We start from the raw sequence: 18406 nt of genomic DNA, 5'->3' as shown, positions 1-18406 counted from the left end.
ATCCTCCTCCTTTAATTTATCTTTAGAGCATATGCATTTTTGAGATAAATTCCTGGGCATTTGTCCTGAATGATCAATTTTTATATGACATACGCGGATTGATACCACCTGAATCGACTGCATAGGCTTCTAATTGTTGAGGAGGAACAAAAGTTGGCGGTGGTGATGTTGGTGTCCATATTGTGAATAAAAATTTGCTTAACAAAAGATGATTTTTACATCACTCAATTTAACAGCCCTGACCATTGCCGTAATGAAAAAAAGAGTTGCTGCTGCAACTCAAAGGAAAAGCCTTCTATAACCCCATTCTGAAACTCTTAATCCGCTAATTATGCTAGTTCCTTTTTAAACCAATTCACAAACAGCTCAGAGAGGACGATATTTCTTTTAAAAATGGGAAATCTTATAGATTTTCCGCGGCCTGCCGCGTGTATGCGGCTTTTCCTCAGCAAAGCCCTTTCCTTATATAAAGGTTACAACTTGATTGGTTAATAACTGAATTGTTGTTTTACGGATTAGCTTTGGAAGAACGTGAAACGTATACGGTTTAAAGACACGTTCGGTCCATTGGTGGCCATCTTTGCCATAGACACCCATATTAATAGAAGCAATGTTTAATTCGCGAATGTCTTTAAAGGGTGTTATTCCGATTGAATCCCATTCAGGGATATTTCGAATCAATGAAAGAATTTCTTCATCGGTTTCATGTAAGGAAAGAAAGCTTCCATCCGCTAAATAAGGAAAGAATTTTTTAACAGCAAAGATTTCTTCTGATTCTGTTTCCATTTCTGCGACAACCTTTTCAATCACCTGAAGCAATGTTCGATCACGAGCCTGATCATCCTTCAAATAATTATGCGGTAAGTAAGGCGGTGCAAAGAACAGGATGACTCTTGGTTTCTTATCTGGGTCCAGTTGTTGTAAGGCTTCGACTACTTTAAAGCAAAGCATCCGCAATTCTAATCCCTTATTTTCCTCAATCACCCTTTGCGTGTGTGAGGTTGTTTCAATCCCTTTTCGCTCAAGCTCATCAATATAATCCGCTAAGGTTGTCACTTCAATATTCCAAAAAAGTGGCTTTGGCGGCAATCCGGTTTGTTTTAAAAATGTTTGGTACCGGGTATAGGAGGTATGCTCAACATCAGAACAGGCATCAATGGTTATTTCCTTTAATTGATCCATAACTTCTTTTGCGGTTCGTTCATAGATAAAATAGTTGAAATACAAATAGCTGCTTTTGGCCGTCTGTACATTGTAAATTTCCTTCGTGTCCCTTTGGTATAAACAAGTCGGCGGCAGGCATAATTCCCCCTCGATCGTTTCGGCTAAATCGAGATTATTATGAATCCTTCTGGTAAATTCGGAAGCAATGACATTTGGGTCAATCCCTGTTAAAGTGTCCCCAACATGAACTTCCCGGCCGAAAATATAAAAACATGGAAGTAATTTTCCTGCTGCTCCTGTATAAATGTAACGAGTGGTATCTCCGTCATATAAGGGAGTAATAAAATCATCGTTAATCGCTGCCACAAACTCCAAGTTCTCTTGTTGACTCAAACGTTTTAATTCAGAAATCGCTGATTGAACCCCAACATGCTGGCTTTCTTCATCTGGATTGAACATCAGTAGAATGTTGCCAGGCAGTTCGTCTAAATGTTCACTGAAATAGAGAACATTTGCGAGATGAACAGCAATCCCGCTTTGCATGTCGACAGCGCCTCTCCCAAATAACCAATCACCTGAACGGGCATCTTGCTGCACCTCTTGGTCGAATGTATAGTTTTCGAAAAATGCTTGCAAGGCATCGGGATTTAACGCATCTTTTTTTAAAGAACCAAAATCTTCAATCCCGACGGTATCCATATGAGAATGGAAAATAATTGTTTTTCGGGATGTGGATTTTCCGTGAATCAAGGCGAAAATATTTTTTCGGCCGAACGGATCGCCTGGTATTGGCTGTTCCCATACGTTCAATGGGTGTTGTGTAAAGTAAGGGAAGGATTGAAGGGTTTGTTTAATAAAATCAGCCACATTCGCTTCACCTTCAGTGCCATTAACGCTAGGGATACTAACAAGTTTTCTTGTCATCGTTTCTACTTGTTCAGCCAATGTTCGTTCTTTTAGTTCGCTATACATGTTTTTCAACCCCTCTTGATGTTTTAGGAAACTTTCTCCACACTTGTATCTGTTTTTGCTTTCTTTTTAATCACAAAATGGAAATACACATAACAAAAAATAATAAATGGTATACTGCAGTAAATTCCCAACCGTTGATCGGGAATAAAGAGTAAGGATACGAGGATCAATCCGTATAATCCAAATCCGAGAATCGGAACAATTGGATAAAGTGGTGTTCTAAACTTCAAGTCTTCCAACTTCCCGCCTTCTTTTATGTACTTTTTGCGGAAGAGAAGTTGGGATAAACAAATCGACATCCATACAAAAATCGTAATAACGCCAGAAATGGAAATTAACCATATATACACTGTTTCAGCTGCGAAAACACTTGTTAAAAGGGATAGGGCTGAGACGCTGATGGTCATCATTAAAGCTCGAAGCGGAATCCCGCGTTTGGATAATTTTTTCAAAAAGGCAGGTGCCATGCCTTCTGTCGATAAAGACCAAGCAACCCTCGAAGCAGCGTAGGTACCTGAATTTGCAACGGATAGAACTGCAGTAAGAATAACGAAGTTCATAATATCTGCTGCATAGGGGATCCCGATTTTATCAAATACAGAAACAAATGGGCTTTCCGATAATCCTGCTTTATTCCATGGAATAAAGGCATTAATAATCGTAATCGCTAAAACGAAGAAAATAATTGTTCGCCAGATAATATTACGAATCGATTTGGGTAAAGTTTTCCCTGGGTCTTCACTTTCTCCTGCAGCAATGCCGACAAGTTCTGTCCCTTGGAAGGAGTAGTTTACGGTCACCATTGTTAATAGAATGGCAGCGATACCATTAGGGAAAAGACCACCATGACTAGTGAAATTAGTGAGAAAAGGTGCTGCCTCATGTGCTTTTAATGGAATGATGCCAAATACTGCGGCACCTCCGAGAATAATAAAGGCAAGAATAGCTGTTACTTTAATACTCGAAAACCAAAACTCTGTTTCCGCATAACTTCGTGCCGAGATTGCATTAAGCATAAAGATCACAGCTCCAAAGACGATACACCACACCCAAACAGGGATATCGGGAAACCACCGCTGCATCGTGATTCCTGCTGTTGTAAATTCCAAGCCAGCTGTATTTGCCCAGCTTAGCCAATAAAGCCAGCCAATCGTAAATCCAGTAGATGGTCCAATAAATTTTGCCGCATAAACTTGGAATGATCCTGAAACCGGCATGGCTACTGCTAATTCTCCAAGACAAAGCATGACGAGATACATGAGAAATCCACCAGCCAAAAAGGCAAGAATGGATCCACCTGGTCCGGCTTTGCTTATAATCAAGCCTGAACCGTTAAATAATCCGGTACCAATTACACCACCGAGCGCAATCATGAAAAGATGTCTGCCCTTCATGGTCCGCTGTAACTCCGTGTTCGAGTCGTTTGTTTGCATAACAACTTAACCTCACTTTCCATTCTTCTAAACTAGCAGCGAAACCCCATAGCAGGTCATTCCAAGGGGGAAACGCTTTCAATGGTCATCAAAAAAATAATCCTTTCTTCGGTTTTAGTTTTTCGCATTACGAAAAACGTTTTCGTAATGCGATAAAATATATTTATATTTAAAATTATTTCTATTTTCCTGTCAATAGGTACTATTTAAAAATTTCAGTTATATCGAGGTTTACACCATTTCTCTAGTCCTGTAGAATGGACAGTATTGAAGGATTTAGTAAGGGAGATGGGGAGGACGATGGTTCAATCAATTGATCGGGCAATGCACGTTATAAATGTCCTTATCTCGGATGACAGTAAACATTCGTGGGCGATTTCCGAAATTGCAAAAGAACTCAATCTCCCTGTAGGTTCTGTACATAGGATTATCAGCACCTTAATGAGGCATGGCCTGGTATCCCAAATTCCCGAAACTAAGCGATATAAGGTAGGATATACTTGGATGGAAATTGGCCTTCGTTCCCTTGAAAATATTGATTTCAGAGAGGCGACACGCCCAATCATGGAACAATTGGCACAAGAGGTTAAGGAGAGCGTTTATTTCAGTATTCCTAACGGAAACTTTGCGATTATCATAGAAAGAGTCGACAGCCCTTCTAATGTAAGGATTATTGATAACCTTGGCGAACGTATTCCTTTACATATTGGTGCCGCCAATAAATCTATGCTCGCCTTTATGGAGCATGAAAAAGTCGAGCAGATTACGCGTCAATTAATACCATCTGAGCAGGATCGTGGAAAACTGTTAACGCAGCTGCGTGAAATTAAAACAAATGGATATGCTGTAAGTTACAGTGAAAAGACGGAAGGCACGGCATCAATTGCCGCCCCTGTCATCGGTTTTGACCATAAAGTGATGGGTTCATTGTATATAAATTTACTTGGCAGCCAGATTCCGGATGACCGGTTATCTTTTTTAATTGAGAGGGTAACAAATGCTGCCAATGCGGCATCAATGAAAATTGGTAAAATATAAAAAACCCCCGATAACTCGTACTCGAGTAAACGAAGGTTTTGATTGAAAAAGCGACTATATGTAACGGGCGCTTTTTCATTTTAAGGATATTAAAACGATGCAATCTTATAGATTTTCCTTGGCCTCCCGCGTGTATGCGGTTTTTCCTCAGCAACCACTTCAGCAAATCCTTTTTCCTCAAGTGTCGTTAAAATCCGGCGGGCGCTTCTTGCCGGGATTTGCATGTATTTCGCAAGTTCATTTGCGTTCAGCTCGTCACTTGCTAATTTTTTCAAAGAAGATTTCAGTTTATTTAAGGTCATGACACTGAGCGAGGTTTCCTGGCTAATCGATTCCAGTTGTTCGGATGTATAGGAATAGGTCAGCTGCTCCGGTTTTCCCAATGGACCGGCGATTTTTTTGTCATCAAAACAAACCATCCAGGTGCCTTTACCCGCTTCCTTTGCATGCAAAAGGGCGTTACCGGCATTAATTTCCGCATCATAGACCGTTTGTCCGATTCCGATACCGCAAGTAACTGCCTCTCTATTCAGTTGGTCGAAATCCTCCATATCCGGAAGCTGGCTAAAGTTGCAGGTGATATCCTGTAGCAAGCCCCTCGTGGTAAAAATCACATAGCGGCCAAATCCCGAAGGCTTGATCGAACCATGTACCTTTTTGGTATAGGCAAGCAGGGTTTCCATGTATTTGAGCTCTTTGTGAAAAAGTTCATCGGTTGAAAAAGTATCCTTTTTCAAGTCTAAAAAGGAATCAATCTCAATGATCTGGACAGCAATCTGTGTTGACTTATAATGCAGCATTTCATAGGTGCGGAGGATTTGGGTCAGCGCCGCCTCAGCCGCCATGGTAGACGGAAGGCTTCGATACGCCGGAACGCCAAGATGCTGCAGTTCATGATGAATCGGGTGTCCGGTGATGGCTGCTTTCGTTTTGCCGCTTTTCCAAAGATCATAATGATAGCGAATTAATCCTTCGAGCGAAATCATTTCGGATTCTACATATTTTAGCTTGGTGGTAATCCCGGCCTCCTCGAGGGCATTCTCCCAGGTCGGAGCATCGCACGAGTCAAAACTGATTTCATCCACCGAATTTTTTTGTTCATATAATACCCGCAGGACGGTTTTGTATAGAGTTGATCCATTGTAGCCCACGTGAAAAACAGGGGCATCAATCTTGTTCCATTCCTGAACAATCTGATAGGTAATGGGTCCCGTACAAAGCCACATATCCATCTCATCAATAAGAGGGGACACCTTCTCCTCCAAATCCTCCTCCGTCAGAACCTCAATCGGCGTACAAATAAACTCAGAATAATCACGGGTCACAGACTGGATAATCTCCAACGAATCCGCTACCCCTAACAGACCCAGACGAATCTTCAAGATGCTTCACCTCTTTCACGCTCATCCACTTTTTAATCTCATTATAGCAGAAGTATTGGGAGGGGATAAGATTCGACAAAATTAGGGTGGTGCCTTTTAGAGCCCGAATTTGGAATACCTTCCACTTTTGAAGATTTACCTTCCAGTTTGACTAGTTTATCCACCGGTTTTGTAGTTTTCCCTTCCACTTTTGCAATTTTACTCTCCACTTTGACCATCCACCCAATCCAAACACCTGAAAAAAGGAAATTTACTTCCGGATAACAGAAGGAAAAAAAGATTTATGCTATAAAACTACTAAAAAAACAACCAGCCAACTTCCCCAAATCCCTTTACCTTCCACTTTTGAAGTTATACCTTCCGGTTTGACTAATTTACCCACCACTTTGATCAATTTACCCTCCAGTTCTCCCGTTTTACCAGCCACTTAAATTGACACCGACAAAATTCATGGATCAGGCGGAAAATGTCGAATACTTTTTGATTTAATTTCGCCTAATAATCTGTTAAAATTTGGATTGTTATTGAAAAATGCAAAGGAGGAGTTTGTGTGAAGGGATTAAAAACGATGAAGTTATCACTAGTTTTCGCAGTCATTTTGGCGATGTTTTCTACATTTGTAATGAGCAACGAACCAGTCAAAGCAGCCACCACCAAAACGGCCACTGTAGCGGTGGACAAATTAAATGTGAGAAGCGGGGCAGGCACCAATTACAAAACGGTGGGATCCCTGAAAAAAGGCACAAAAGTAACCGTCTACGCCCAAAAATCAAGTTGGTCTGAAATACGTTATAAAGGCAAAAAAGCATATGTCACAACCAAATATCTAAAATTCGGAGTTACGGTAAAGACATATAAATATAAAAATATCAGTGACCTCAAGTATCCGCAGGTGACAGGGCTACAAAGCAAAACAGCCGAAAAGAAAATAAACCAGGCATTATTAAACTATGCCAAGGGTGCTTATAAGAATTACCTCAAGATGTTAGCTGATGAAAAGCAAATCAAACATGACGAGCCGCAATTGTGCAAGGAAAGTCCATATGCATGTGATTACGGTTACTATACTACTTATGATGTTAATTACAATGATGGAAAGCAATTGAGTATCCTAATCTATGATTCTTTGTATCAAGGCGGTGCACATGGAATCGAAACGGCAACTTCCTATAACTTTACAATCAGCAATGGAAATCAAATAAAGCTGATGAACATCCTTACTTCAAAGACCAAAATCAGCAAAGTGCAAAAATACGCCTACAACTACATGATGAAACATCCCGAGATTTTCTACATTTCCAAACTAAGTGATGTGCACATTAACAAAGATACCCAATTTTATTATGTGGATGGCGGGATTAAATTAGTCTTCCAAGAATACGAAGTAGGCCCATATGCGGCGGGTTTCCCAACCGTGAAAATACCGAGTTCGGTTTATAAGTAATCTCCAGAAAAGCTGGCAATTTTTATTGTCAGCTTTTCATATTCGACAAAGGCTGTTTTCGCAAAGTTTGTTGTTTTTCTATTATTAAAAGAAATTTTTTTAGACGAGACTTGTTCAAAAAATTAACCGTGATACCAACCTGTTTTACAGTTAATATTAATAAGCTCAAACCATTCGCCTTTTCCATTTTGCTGTACATACATTACATAAAATCCAGGAGAGCCTTTTTTCCCCGAATCAGCATATTTAACTATTTTTATTTTATCGTGTTTTGAAACATATTTATTATTATAAACGCTTTTAATCACACTTGATTTTACTCCTGGAGCCCAATTAAATGGATTAGCAAACTTTAGATCATCCGTTTTGACATATGCATATTTGTTTTTGTATTTGATTTTGGAAAAGCCATATTGCTGAAAAGAATACCAGTCATCCTGGTCCTTACCGACAGGTACTCCACCATATACTTTCACTGTTGCGCCCTTTTTAATTATCCCAATTGTTTTATATGATGAGCCTGGAGAAGATTTTACAGCAAGAGTTTTGATTGCAGAGGCTTTGTCATAGGACGCAGCTTGAGCTTCGGTCGAATTACTCGTAAAGAATACCGCCAGTAAACAAATACTTACAAAAAGCGAGAAGATTTTTTTCATTTTCATTTCTCCTTATAAAAAATAGTTATAAATACATTCATATTAAGAAAAATATTCCATTTGATTTTAACATGAGTAGATATATTCAACTATATATTTTGATATTTGTATGATAAGAGAAAAAAATTTATTAGTCATACACTGCCATTTGACGAAGAAATATCGTAAAATTATCACCTTACATATAGAGTGACGTTCTCATTTGCTATTTGAAAATATAAAGGAATAATATATTAATCGTAGCTTTTATATCACTTTTTGTCGTGATGAACAGTATTGAGAATGGCGACAATCCGGAAGATGCTGCTGCTAAATGGGTAAAGAAAAATGGGGATAAGGTAGCACAATGGACCAAAGGTGCCAATAAAGTGTCCGGTGATAAAATCACCCTCGGCTACGTTGCATGGGATAGTGAAATTGCCAGCACCAATGTCATCGGCAACGTCTTAACCGACATGGGCTACAAAGTGACATTAAGACAAGTAGAAGCAGGACCAATGTGGACCGGTGTTGCCGACGGCAGCCTCGATGCCTCCGTTGCGGCATGGCTCCCATCCACCCACGCCGACTACTACAAAAAATACAAAGGCAAATTCCAAGACCTCGGCGAAAACCTAGCCGGCACGAAACTTGGTCTAGTTGTTCCAGCGTATATGGATATCAACTCCATCGAAGATTTAAAATAATATAAGAAATAAACGAAGATCACCGTTCAAAAGGTGATCTTTTTTCGTAATAGTTGGAGAGAATCAATATTTAAAGGTGCCTTACACCGTAAAATAATGAGAAAACGGGAGCATTCTATACATTTTGGATTGATGTTTCCGCTTTCATGAGTAATGTTCCCGTTTTCATTGTCTTTGTCAAATAGATGTATTTGTTTAATAATAAGTTCATAAATAAACAGGGGGTTATTCAAATGAAAAAATTGTTAAATTACATTCATACTACTATTGAGGACTATAAAAAAGCGGCGCAACACTACGAAAATTTGCGTAATAAATTATATATAAGATAATACGAATTTAGGAAATTCACCGTTTAGAAAATACTTCCAAGCAAGGGTGGTATAAAGAAAAATGAACCCTTTTCACCTTTTTATCAGACGAAAACGCCAATCTTAAAAAATATAAAAAGATTGGCATTTTTGTTTTTATTGTTAGTGTTTATCCCCTTCTTTCCTCTACAAATTGCAGCATTTCCCTGTTCGGCCCTCTAAAACGAATTGTTTTACGACCATTGATACCGTGTTTGGGTTCACTCGATTCTAATAAAATTCCAGATTTTCTACAGGAAGAAATAGCTTTATCCATATCTTCTACAACAACCCTATAATTAAAAAGGCTATAAACAAAAGACAGTTTAACAAATAAATAAATGGAGGAATTAATAATGAAAAAACTTACAAACAACAATCTTTTAGAAAACAGCCTCGACAAAAAACGGGTGGTGGCTGGAATCTGTCGAAAATAAGCTAGTTCCTACCTCTTATATCTTGTGATTTCATATGAGCCACTTTTTGCCGTCGCTAATATTCATCTGTCATTTTCGAATATCTAACTTATTTTCAAGTTCCTTCCGGTCATCTTCAAGTGCTTCCCACTCCAAAAAATCGCTTGCACTATAAAGTTCATCCCAGTGAATACGGCCGTTAATAAGTTACCCCTTATAAAAATATTTCATAGCTATTATGACAAACTTCGATTGGATTATTTTAATCATTTGCCTTTTACTATAATATATAGGTCACTAGTTTAAATTTTGATAGTTATGCAAACAGGGGGAGGAAAACAATAATGAACATTGGCTACGCTAACGGTAAGTATGTCCAATTGGACGAACCTGTCATTCCAATTGATGAACGAGGTCATCAATTTGGTGACGGTGTATATGAAGTGATTCGGGTATATAATGGAAAACCTTTTATGCTGGAGGAGCACTTGCAACGGCTGATTCAAAGTGCAAAGGCGATCAAATTACCGATTCAACAATCAGTGGAAGACCTTAAAGCACTCATTTTAGAAGCGGTTCAAAAATCAAACGAACTGGAAAGTGCTGTTTATTTACAAATTACAAGAGGGGTTGCTGTAAGGCAGCATCTATTCCCGGCTGCCCCCGTATCAATTACGATGACGGTTCGACCGGTGCATGCGATTGAAAATGAGGCAAGAGACAAAGGAATGAAGGCGATCTTTCATGAAGATGAGCGCTGGGCTAATTGTTATATTAAATCCTTAAACCTTCTTCCCAATATTTTAGCAAAACAAACCGCGCATGATGCCGGCTGCTATGAAGCGATCCTGGTAAGAGATGGGCATATCACAGAAGGAACCAGTTCGAATGTGTATATGGTGAAGGATGGAGCGGTTTATACGACACCGCTATCGAAGCAAATTTTATCCGGGATCACACGAATGGCCGTAAAAAAAGTTACCGAATCTTTAGGGATCCCTTTCATCGAAAAGAAATTCACACCTGAAGAACTACTTCAAGCGGATGAAGTATTTATCACGAGTACAACATCGGAAATACTGCCAATCATCAATGTTGATGGAAAAAGTATAGGCGAAGGAAATCCGGGAGAATTGACGATGAAAATTTATAATAAATTTAAGGGGTTAATTCTGGCGGATTAGGAACTGGAATAATAAAGGGTGGTGCAGCTGTCACCATCCAAATTTCCTTTATGATATCCATTTGTTTCAACCCCTCCTTCCATATTCCCTCAATTCACAATTATCCTCTCTCATTTTTCACCTTAACAGATTTGATTTGCTTACGTTTTGTGCTCCTTCCATCGCCACGGTCTTTTACATTATCATGTTTATTTTTAAGTGGAAATCTTAAATAAAGAAGGATTAAAAAAGCGGGTAAGGGGAGTTCCCAAACATTAGGATGTTTATCACTTGTCGAATACTTGTCGAAATTTAGCTGATAAAGAAGATTGGCTGAATAAAATATAAGTAAATTGTCTAATCTGTTTCCTATGAGTTAACAAATATTCTAGGAGGGATTTTGTGGCAAAGAATAATTGGAATGTTGACGCTACACATAGCAGTATTGATTTTAAAATTAGACATATGATGGTATCGAAAGTAAGAGGAGCGTTTCAAACTTTTGAAGCATCAATAGAAGCCGATCTTGATGATCTAACAACGGCGTCAATCGAATTCACTGTAGATGTTAATAGTGTTGATACACGTAACGAAGAACGTGATAACCATTTGCGTTCGGCCGATTTTTTTGATGTTGAACATTTTCCGAAAATGACCTTTAAGTCAACTCAAATTACGAAGAAAAGTCCGGGTGAATATGAAATTACAGGAGATTTAACAATTCGCGGAACTACCAAACCGGAAACATTTACCGTAAGTTATGAAGGAAGTGGCAAAGATCCTTGGGGAAATGAAAAAGTCGGTTTTGAAGCTCATGGATCCATTAGTAGAAGTGAATATGGTCTAACTTGGAACGCTGCATTAGAAACTGGCGGAGTTTTAGTGGCAGATCAAGTTCAAATTTCACTGGATATACAGGCATCCAAAGCTTAATAGGAAATAAAAGACATGCCAAAATGGTGTGTCTTTTATTATTACCGTTTTAAAGATTTACCTTTCAGTTCAAGCAATACCTTCCACTTAAATCTTAACGAGAAAAGATTCCATCACTAAAAATTCAAAAGTACAATTACCCGGTTTGCGAAAAAGTTATCCTGCAGCAATTTTGTTGAGTTGAAAGTGCGGCTAGCTGGAGGCTCTGAGCGGAAAGAAAGGGACGGGATTGAAAAAAAGCTGTTCGCTTCCTACCGAGATATGTTGTCCGATGTCGAGTCGCTAATTGATGCAAAACCGTTTGAACAGGTGCTAACCTATATGAAAGAAGCAAAGCGCATCTTCATTTATGGGCTAGGAAGCTCAGGCCTTGCAGCCCAGGAATTGAACTACAAAAGTGTCCATCCAGAGGTGGTAGAAGGACAAAAAAGAGAGAAACTCCGAAAAAATGTTTTTCCAAAGGTAGTGGAAGGACAAAAATCGGGTGGTGCCTGTCACCGCCCGATTTTTGTCGATTTCAGATAATACCGAAGCTACCTTTTTTGTATTAAAAAAATGCCAATAGGAGAAATTAACAGAAAGAAAGGAGTGCGGAATATGTGCCCAGATGTATTGGAAGCTATTAAGAATGTGGTGCAATCGTTGGTTGACGATGAGCCCAAATCGCCATTACATGTTGGTGAAGTGATGGCTTGCTGGTTATTTTTAACTCTATGTGCGGAGACACAAGTACAGACGGAAGCAGGAATGAACAGCACAACCGACCCTGAACTGAGAAAAAGCCTTCATGAAGCAGTAGAGCTGTTTAAATCGCAGAAAGAGCAGCTCACATCATTTTTACGGTTAGAAGGAGTGCCCTTACCACCCACAAGTGAATCGAAACCCATCTCAGATCCAAATAGTGTCCCCTTGGGCGTCAAATTAACGGATAAGGAACTGGCAAACAGCCTTAGGAAAAAAATATCGATGGCGATTACAAACTGTGCGAATGGATCCGCTCAAACCATTCTAAGCGATGTTGGGATGATGTGGGCTAAATTTTTGCAGGAACATATAACCTTTTTAACAACACTGAAATCACAAATGCGAAAACGAGGGTGGCTGCAAGCTCCACCGCCTTATTATCCACCCGGTTCACCGAATACAGGAAGGTGAGAAATGTGCCAGACCTATTAGAAGCGGTTAAAAATATCGTTCAATCATTGATGGACGATGTACCCAAACCACCTTTACATGTTGGTGAGGTTATGTCTTTCTGGTCCTTCCTTTCTGAAATAGGGGATGAACAAGTACATTCAGAAGCAGGAATTAACAGTACAACGGACCCCGAATTGAGGAATGCCTTTCATGAAATCGTAAAAATGCTCAAATCACAGAAAGAACGATTGATAGTATTTTTGCGATCAGAAGGAGTACCCCTACCACCTTTAACGGAATCGAAACCACTCTCAGACCCGAATAAGATACCGCCGGGAGTCAAGTTGACCGATGATGAACTGGCAAACAGCATTAATATTAAAATATTTCTAGGGATCAACTATTGTGCTAACGCCATCAATGAGGCCGTCCGCAACGATGTGAGTTTGATATGGGTAGGGTTTTTACAGGAATACATGACATTTGGAGCAACCATGAAAGTCCTTCTGAAAAAACGAGGATGGCTGAAAGTTCCACCCCTCTATTGTCCGCCCGGATTACCAAGCCAATGACAGCAGCTGTCCTAAAGGGATGGCTTTTTCTTGTTCTCTGGATTCGACAAAAATCGGGTGGTGCCTGTCACCGCCCGATTTTTGTCGAACAGTTTAGCTAGGAATAATCGAGTTTATCCGTATCTTTATTAAGGAATTGTTCGTTTAATAATAAATAAGATGTTGATGAATGGGGGAATATCGATGGAAAAGGTTCTGATTCTTGGTGCGAGTGGTCTTGTCGGGAGAGCTTTGGTCGATGAATTGAAAAATGGATTCGATGTTTATGGAACGTATTCTTCTTCTGTATCCAATATCCCAGATGGCAAGCAGTTTCAATTGGAGGTTAAGCAAACCGATAAGCTAAAGGAAGTCATCCATGTAATGAAACCCGACATTGTGATATCTTGCCTTAGAGGAGACTATGATCATCAGCTAAAGTTTCATAAAGAATTAGTTGAGGATTTACGCCATAAGGATAGTAGTTTGTATTTCTTGTCTACCACAAATGTATTTGATGGTGACTATTCTAGACCCTACACCGAAACAGATCTACCTTTTTCCCAATCCGATTATGGAAATTTCAAAATTGAATGCGAAAAGATGCTGAGGGAAATGTTAGCTGAGCGGGCAATCATTATTCGAATCCCAGCGATATGGGGGAAGGATTCTCCCAGATATAAAGAAATCAAAGAAAGTATAAAAAATCAAAACATGATCGATGTGTACAGCAATCTAGTTTGTAACAATCTTTTAGATATTCAGTTAGCCAAGCAACTCCGATTCATCATTGAAAATAAGCTAGAAGGGACCTTTCACTTAGGTTCAGTGGATCGGATGAAGCAAGGACAATTTTATGAACAGATAATAAGCAAACTAGATAGTGAAAAAAGCCTATTAAACTATCGCTTGTTTCAGGAAAAGGCCGACACTTTCTATTTTGCATTGAAGTCAAATCGTGAGGATATCCCAAGCTCGCTTCAAATTACGAATCAGGATATTATTTCTTACCTGCTGGGATAAATCGCGGGTAGCGGGAAGCTTGAGTTAAACTTTGGGGTTGCTGAAGCGATCTTTTTTACTGTAGGATTGTATGAAAATTTGAATGAATCATCATTTTTTTTTACTATATTGACAATGACGTTACGTCACTGTGTATCCTTTTGCTGTAAAGGAGGTGTGATACTTGGAGAGAAAGGTTTATCATATAACCGAATTTGCGAAAAAATCATCTGTTTCCGTTCGAACACTAAGGTACTATGACAAACTTGGTTTATTAGTTCCTTCTATTTATGACGAAACCGGATACAAATTATATACCGACGATGATTTCACAAATCTTCAAACGATTCTTTCCTTTAAGTTTTTAGGTTTTTCGCTAAATGAAATCAAGGATATCCTAACTGAACATTCTGAGGAATTACCGAAAAGACTTGAACAACAAAAAGCAATGATGATGGGAAGACGAGTTCAAATAGACCAGATACTTGAAGCAATTGAACAGGTGCAAGATTCCTTTCAAACCGAAACATTTAATTATGAATTGGTTACAAAATTGATTCAAGTAACACAAATGAATTTAAAACCAGAGTGGGTAAATCAATATTTAACGAAAGATGAACGGATTACGATGAGAGAAATAGCAAAAGAATCCTATTCTAAAGAAGCATTACAAAAGTTAGCGGAAAGAGGATGGACAGAAAAAGATCATAAACAACATTTACAAGAGTATCAGTATTTTAGAAAAACATTAACAGAACTTGTCCACAAAGGGTATTCACCAGATAGTCCTGAAGCACAGGAATTGGCTAAGTTTTTACAGGAGATGAATAAACGACGCGGCCAAGATGACCCTGAGATAAAAGAAGGAATGAAAAAATCTTGGGAGAAGTTCAATTCACTACCAGAGAGCAAAAGGCCAAAAACTTATGCGATTCCAGAACGGGAAAGAGAGTTCATTAAAGAGGCGTGTATGATCTTCTACCAGAATTAGCAAGAGCGTCACAGCAGTACAAGAACCCCAGAGCATTATGGTTTAGGGATCTACTACCTTATTGAGAGAGTTTGGTAAAAGAAGGAATCTTCTCACATCTACCGAATAAGTAATAATATTCCTTGAAAGTGGGTGGATGGATGAATCAAACCGAATATGAATGGGTCCGGCAAACTCGGAGAACGTTGTTAGACTTTTGCACGCAAATAGACCCTAATGATTTTACTCGCCGCAATGGATTCGCCTTGCAAAATGTTCGGGACACATTGGTACATATAGCAGATTGTTATGTTGCATGGCTTGGCTCATTTGTTTTAGAAAAGACAAATAAGCCTATTACTCCTAAGGATGAAAGGCATCATTTCAATGTGGAAAAAATAATCGAACGCTTTGAACAGGTCGATTCAATTGTAAATGAGTTTTTTGAACGACATGGAAATCAATTCAATAAGGTGATGGAAAAAAAGATCCCTTGGAGAGAGGCATCAGAAACGCTTTCCATCACACCCGGAAAATTGCTCATGCATACCATTACACATGAATTCCATCATAAGGGGCAAATTGTCGCGATGTTACGCCAGATGGGTTATGAACCCCCGAACACGGATGTATTAGGGACAGAAGATTAATTTGTTTAGGTCCTATAAGATTGATAAATTTTAAAAAAGGCTGAAGGTGGAATCTTGAATATTTCAGTTTTAGGTTGTGGACGTTAGGGAACCTTTTTGGCTCGGTATAAGGACCATCCTCATTCAAGGCAAGCACACTTATTGTGCTTGCCTTTTTCTTTGAAACGCAGCTTTTCATGTTAGTCTTTAAGCTTCAACTGAAGCTGTTCCGCAGCATGTAAAGCATTTTTGTCCTGTTGGATATCCCCAGGCTTATTCCCTTCTCCAAGGACATACCCGGCAAACTCGATCCCCATAAAATCAAAAATATGTTTAAACTGCTGGATCATCGGCAGAGCCTTCACATATGGATTATCGCCGCCAACGGCCACCACATAAGCCTTCTTCGCAGCCATCCTAGCCTTAAAATCCGGATACCGCGCATCCCGCATCGAATGCGACCAGCGATCGATGAAGTTCTTCATCGTCCCGGACATGCTATACCAATAAACCGGTGTCGCAAAAATCAGCGTGTCATACGCCAGCACCCGGTCCATCACCGAATTATAGTCATCCTCACGATCCTGAAACCCGGCCTCATCATGCCTTGCATCCTCAATCGGCAAAATCGAAAAATCCTTTAAATATATTCTCTCAACTTCAACATCCAGCCCGCGAATCGCATGCTCGGTCAGCATTTCCGTATTTCCATCTGGACGGGTTCCCCCGTAAATCACTGCAATCGACATTTGTTCCATCTCCTTTATAAATGGATTCCCATCCATCATACCAAAAATCCACTAAAACCTACCAATTCATGCTCAGCCGACAAAAAACTACATAAAAATACTATTAACGCCAATTTTCCTATCAGTGTTATAATTTAGGAAAAAGACGAATCGTATGAGGTCAAGGTCATGAGGAAATCAGGACAAATTACGCTAGTAGGAATTTCACTGCTATTTAGCGGCTATCAAAAAATAGCTGAACAAAAAGATTTTTTTACAGTTGATTTTTTTATTTTTACCATAATCGCATGGTTCTTGGGCTTTCAATACGACAAGGCCCGCCAATGTGAAAAAAAAATTAGGGCTAATGAACTGAGCTACAAAAAACTCGTCGATTCCCTGCCAGACCCGGTTTACATTTCAAGTAACTATAAAATCCTTTATGCCAACCAAGCAGCTGTCAGGGTAGCTAGAGTAAAGAGCAAGGATGAACTCATTGGAAATTCACTTTTAGATTTTATCGTTACAGAATATCAGGACCGTGCGCTGGAACGGTACAAACAGATAAATAAAGAAAAATGCCCTGTCAACACCTTCGAATACAAGGCAAAGCGTCCAGATGGCTCTACGTTTTTCTTTGAAGTTTCATCTATGTACATATCTTTTGGCGGGCAGGAAGCCATACTTTCAATCGGAAAGGACATCTCTGAACGCAAAGAACAAACCGAAAAGCTGCTGCAAAAATCGGAAAAACTCGCGCTGCTCGGGCAGATGGCAGCCGGGATTGCCCACGAAATCCGCAATCCGCTCACATCCATCCGCGGCTTTATCCAACTCTTCAAGTCGGGGCAAACACACCCAGATTTCTATGACATTGTACTATCGGAGCTCGACCGGATTAACAGCATCGTCGGCGAATTCCTCGTTCTCGCCAAGCCAACTGCCGCGGTTTTTATTGAAAAAGATGTAAAAAATCTTATCAAAGACGTCGTCACCCTCATCAATACCCAGTCGATTTTGAACAATGTCCAAATCTACGTCGAGTTCGACAGTGAGCTGCCAAAGGTGATGTGCGAGGAAAATCAGCTGAAGCAAGTGTTTCTCAATCTGCTGAAAAATGCGATTGAGGCAATGCCAAAAGGCGGCAATATTGACGTGAAAATGAAGCAAAAGGAAGAGGGCAAAATTTCAATTCTAATCATCGACCAAGGCGTGGGGATTCCGGAAGACCGGATTCCAACGCTCGGCGAGCCGTTTTACACCACAAAAGAAAAAGGCACCGGCCTCGGCCTGATGACCTGTTACAAAATCATCGAAAGCCATAACGGCGAAATCAAGATTACGAGTGTAGTAGACGAGGGCACCACGGTTGAAATTACGCTGCCAACGATCACGCAGCCGTTGTTGGTAGTTAAATAGGGGGAGGCTCGAATAGAGAATTTTCAAAGAAGGATACCTGGTTTTCAGAAGCCTGAAAGAGAAATGGAGGGTAAATGGCTAAAAGTGGCCGGTAAAAGGGGTGAAGTGGAATGTAAACTTCTAAAGTGGTGGGTAAAGTACCAAAACCGGTGGGTAAATGAAATTCAGTAGGAACAGAGGATCAATTTAGAGGTTGATCTTACTGAAAATGGTAATTGTCAAAGAAGGATACTTGGTTTTCAGCAGCTTGAAAGAGAAGTAGAGGGTAAATGGCTAAAAGTGGCCGGTAAAACGGGTGAAGTGGAAGGTAAACTTCTAAAGTGGTGGGTAAAG

The 18406-nt window shown here is 39.7% G+C and carries 18 protein-coding genes and 1 pseudogene; 12 read left to right on the top strand and 7 right to left on the bottom strand.

The window, feature by feature from the left end; all coding sequences use genetic code 11:
* Positions 1 to 462: 462 nt before the first annotated feature.
* Positions 463 to 2136, bottom strand: coding sequence for a M20/M25/M40 family metallo-hydrolase (locus BIV60_RS20525; RefSeq protein WP_071357581.1), 1674 nt, complete (start codon positions 2134 to 2136; stop codon positions 463 to 465).
* A gap of 23 nt (positions 2137 to 2159) precedes the next feature.
* Positions 2160 to 3569 carry an amino acid permease gene (locus BIV60_RS20520; protein WP_071357580.1) on the bottom strand — a complete coding sequence of 470 codons (1410 nt, stop codon included), beginning with the start codon at positions 3567 to 3569 and terminating at the stop codon, positions 2160 to 2162.
* A gap of 300 nt (positions 3570 to 3869) precedes the next feature.
* Here BIV60_RS20520 and BIV60_RS20515 point away from each other — a divergent pair, with 300 nt between their 5' ends.
* A complete protein-coding gene (locus BIV60_RS20515; protein ID WP_071357579.1) occupies positions 3870 to 4607 on the top strand; it encodes an IclR family transcriptional regulator in 738 nt (245 codons plus the stop codon).
* 89 nt (positions 4608 to 4696) lie between these two features.
* Here the strand turns inward: BIV60_RS20515 and BIV60_RS20510 are convergent, their stop codons facing one another.
* The 3 genes from BIV60_RS20510 to BIV60_RS29825 form a co-directional block, all read right to left on the bottom strand.
* A complete protein-coding gene (locus BIV60_RS20510; protein WP_071357578.1) occupies positions 4697 to 5989 on the bottom strand; it encodes a helix-turn-helix domain-containing protein in 1293 nt (430 codons plus the stop codon).
* Between the two features lie 41 nt (positions 5990 to 6030).
* Positions 6031 to 6198: a hypothetical protein gene (locus tag BIV60_RS29830; RefSeq protein ID WP_177177356.1), complete on the bottom strand. Its 168-nt coding sequence runs from the start codon at positions 6196 to 6198 to the stop codon at positions 6031 to 6033.
* A 77-nt stretch (positions 6199 to 6275) separates the two neighbouring features.
* Positions 6276 to 6416 carry a hypothetical protein gene (locus tag BIV60_RS29825; protein ID WP_177177355.1) on the bottom strand — a complete coding sequence of 47 codons (141 nt, stop codon included), beginning with the start codon at positions 6414 to 6416 and terminating at the stop codon, positions 6276 to 6278.
* Positions 6417 to 6539: 123 nt separating this feature from the next.
* On the opposite strand from BIV60_RS29825, the gene BIV60_RS20505 reads away from it, so the two are divergent.
* Positions 6540 to 7433 carry an SH3 domain-containing protein gene (locus tag BIV60_RS20505; protein ID WP_071357577.1) on the top strand — a complete coding sequence of 298 codons (894 nt, stop codon included), beginning with the start codon at positions 6540 to 6542 and terminating at the stop codon, positions 7431 to 7433.
* Positions 7434 to 7555: 122 nt separating this feature from the next.
* Here BIV60_RS20505 and BIV60_RS20500 read toward each other — a convergent pair whose 3' ends face one another.
* Positions 7556 to 8089 (bottom strand): SH3 domain-containing protein, encoded by a 534-nt coding sequence (locus BIV60_RS20500; protein ID WP_071357576.1) that lies wholly within the window; start codon positions 8087 to 8089, stop codon positions 7556 to 7558.
* Between the two features lie 263 nt (positions 8090 to 8352).
* Between BIV60_RS20500 and BIV60_RS20495 the strand changes: the two are divergent.
* The 9 genes and pseudogenes from BIV60_RS20495 to BIV60_RS20455 all read left to right on the top strand — a co-directional run.
* A pseudogene (locus BIV60_RS20495) lies at positions 8353 to 8775 on the top strand (glycine betaine ABC transporter substrate-binding protein); the annotation flags it as partial.
* A gap of 1110 nt (positions 8776 to 9885) precedes the next feature.
* A complete protein-coding gene (gene dat, locus BIV60_RS20490) occupies positions 9886 to 10725 on the top strand; it encodes a D-amino-acid transaminase (RefSeq protein WP_071357575.1) in 840 nt (279 codons plus the stop codon).
* 381 nt (positions 10726 to 11106) lie between these two features.
* Positions 11107 to 11637, top strand: a complete 531-nt coding sequence (locus BIV60_RS20485; RefSeq protein WP_071357574.1) for a YceI family protein — start codon at positions 11107 to 11109, stop codon at positions 11635 to 11637.
* 186 nt (positions 11638 to 11823) lie between these two features.
* Positions 11824 to 12162, top strand: coding sequence for a MurR/RpiR family transcriptional regulator (locus BIV60_RS20480; RefSeq protein ID WP_071357573.1), 339 nt, complete (start codon positions 11824 to 11826; stop codon positions 12160 to 12162).
* 72 nt (positions 12163 to 12234) lie between these two features.
* Complete coding sequence (locus BIV60_RS20475; RefSeq protein ID WP_071357572.1) at positions 12235 to 12792, top strand: DUF3231 family protein; 558 nt, start codon at positions 12235 to 12237, stop codon at positions 12790 to 12792.
* 5 nt (positions 12793 to 12797) lie between these two features.
* Positions 12798 to 13346: a DUF3231 family protein gene (locus BIV60_RS20470; protein WP_071357571.1), complete on the top strand. Its 549-nt coding sequence runs from the start codon at positions 12798 to 12800 to the stop codon at positions 13344 to 13346.
* A gap of 183 nt (positions 13347 to 13529) precedes the next feature.
* Positions 13530 to 14348: a sugar nucleotide-binding protein gene (locus BIV60_RS20465; RefSeq protein WP_071357570.1), complete on the top strand. Its 819-nt coding sequence runs from the start codon at positions 13530 to 13532 to the stop codon at positions 14346 to 14348.
* Positions 14349 to 14511: 163 nt separating this feature from the next.
* Complete coding sequence (locus BIV60_RS20460; protein WP_071357569.1) at positions 14512 to 15318, top strand: MerR family transcriptional regulator; 807 nt, start codon at positions 14512 to 14514, stop codon at positions 15316 to 15318.
* A gap of 140 nt (positions 15319 to 15458) precedes the next feature.
* Positions 15459 to 15947, top strand: coding sequence for a DinB family protein (locus tag BIV60_RS20455; protein ID WP_071357568.1), 489 nt, complete (start codon positions 15459 to 15461; stop codon positions 15945 to 15947).
* A gap of 179 nt (positions 15948 to 16126) precedes the next feature.
* On the opposite strand, the gene BIV60_RS20450 is transcribed toward BIV60_RS20455, so the two are convergent.
* The gene (locus BIV60_RS20450) at positions 16127 to 16675 is read right to left on the bottom strand and encodes a flavodoxin family protein (RefSeq protein ID WP_071357567.1); all 549 of its coding nucleotides are present in this window, start codon (positions 16673 to 16675) and stop codon (positions 16127 to 16129) included.
* Positions 16676 to 16843: 168 nt separating this feature from the next.
* Here BIV60_RS20450 and BIV60_RS20445 point away from each other — a divergent pair, with 168 nt between their 5' ends.
* Entirely contained in the window at positions 16844 to 18073 is a 1230-nt protein-coding gene (locus BIV60_RS20445; protein ID WP_071357566.1) for an ATP-binding protein, read from the top strand.
* Positions 18074 to 18406: the final 333 nt, after the last annotated feature.

The organism is Bacillus sp. MUM 116, from assembly GCF_001866655.1.
Taxonomy (GTDB): domain Bacteria; phylum Bacillota; class Bacilli; order Bacillales; family Cytobacillaceae; genus Neobacillus.
This window is presented reverse-complemented; position numbering and strand designations above follow the sequence as displayed.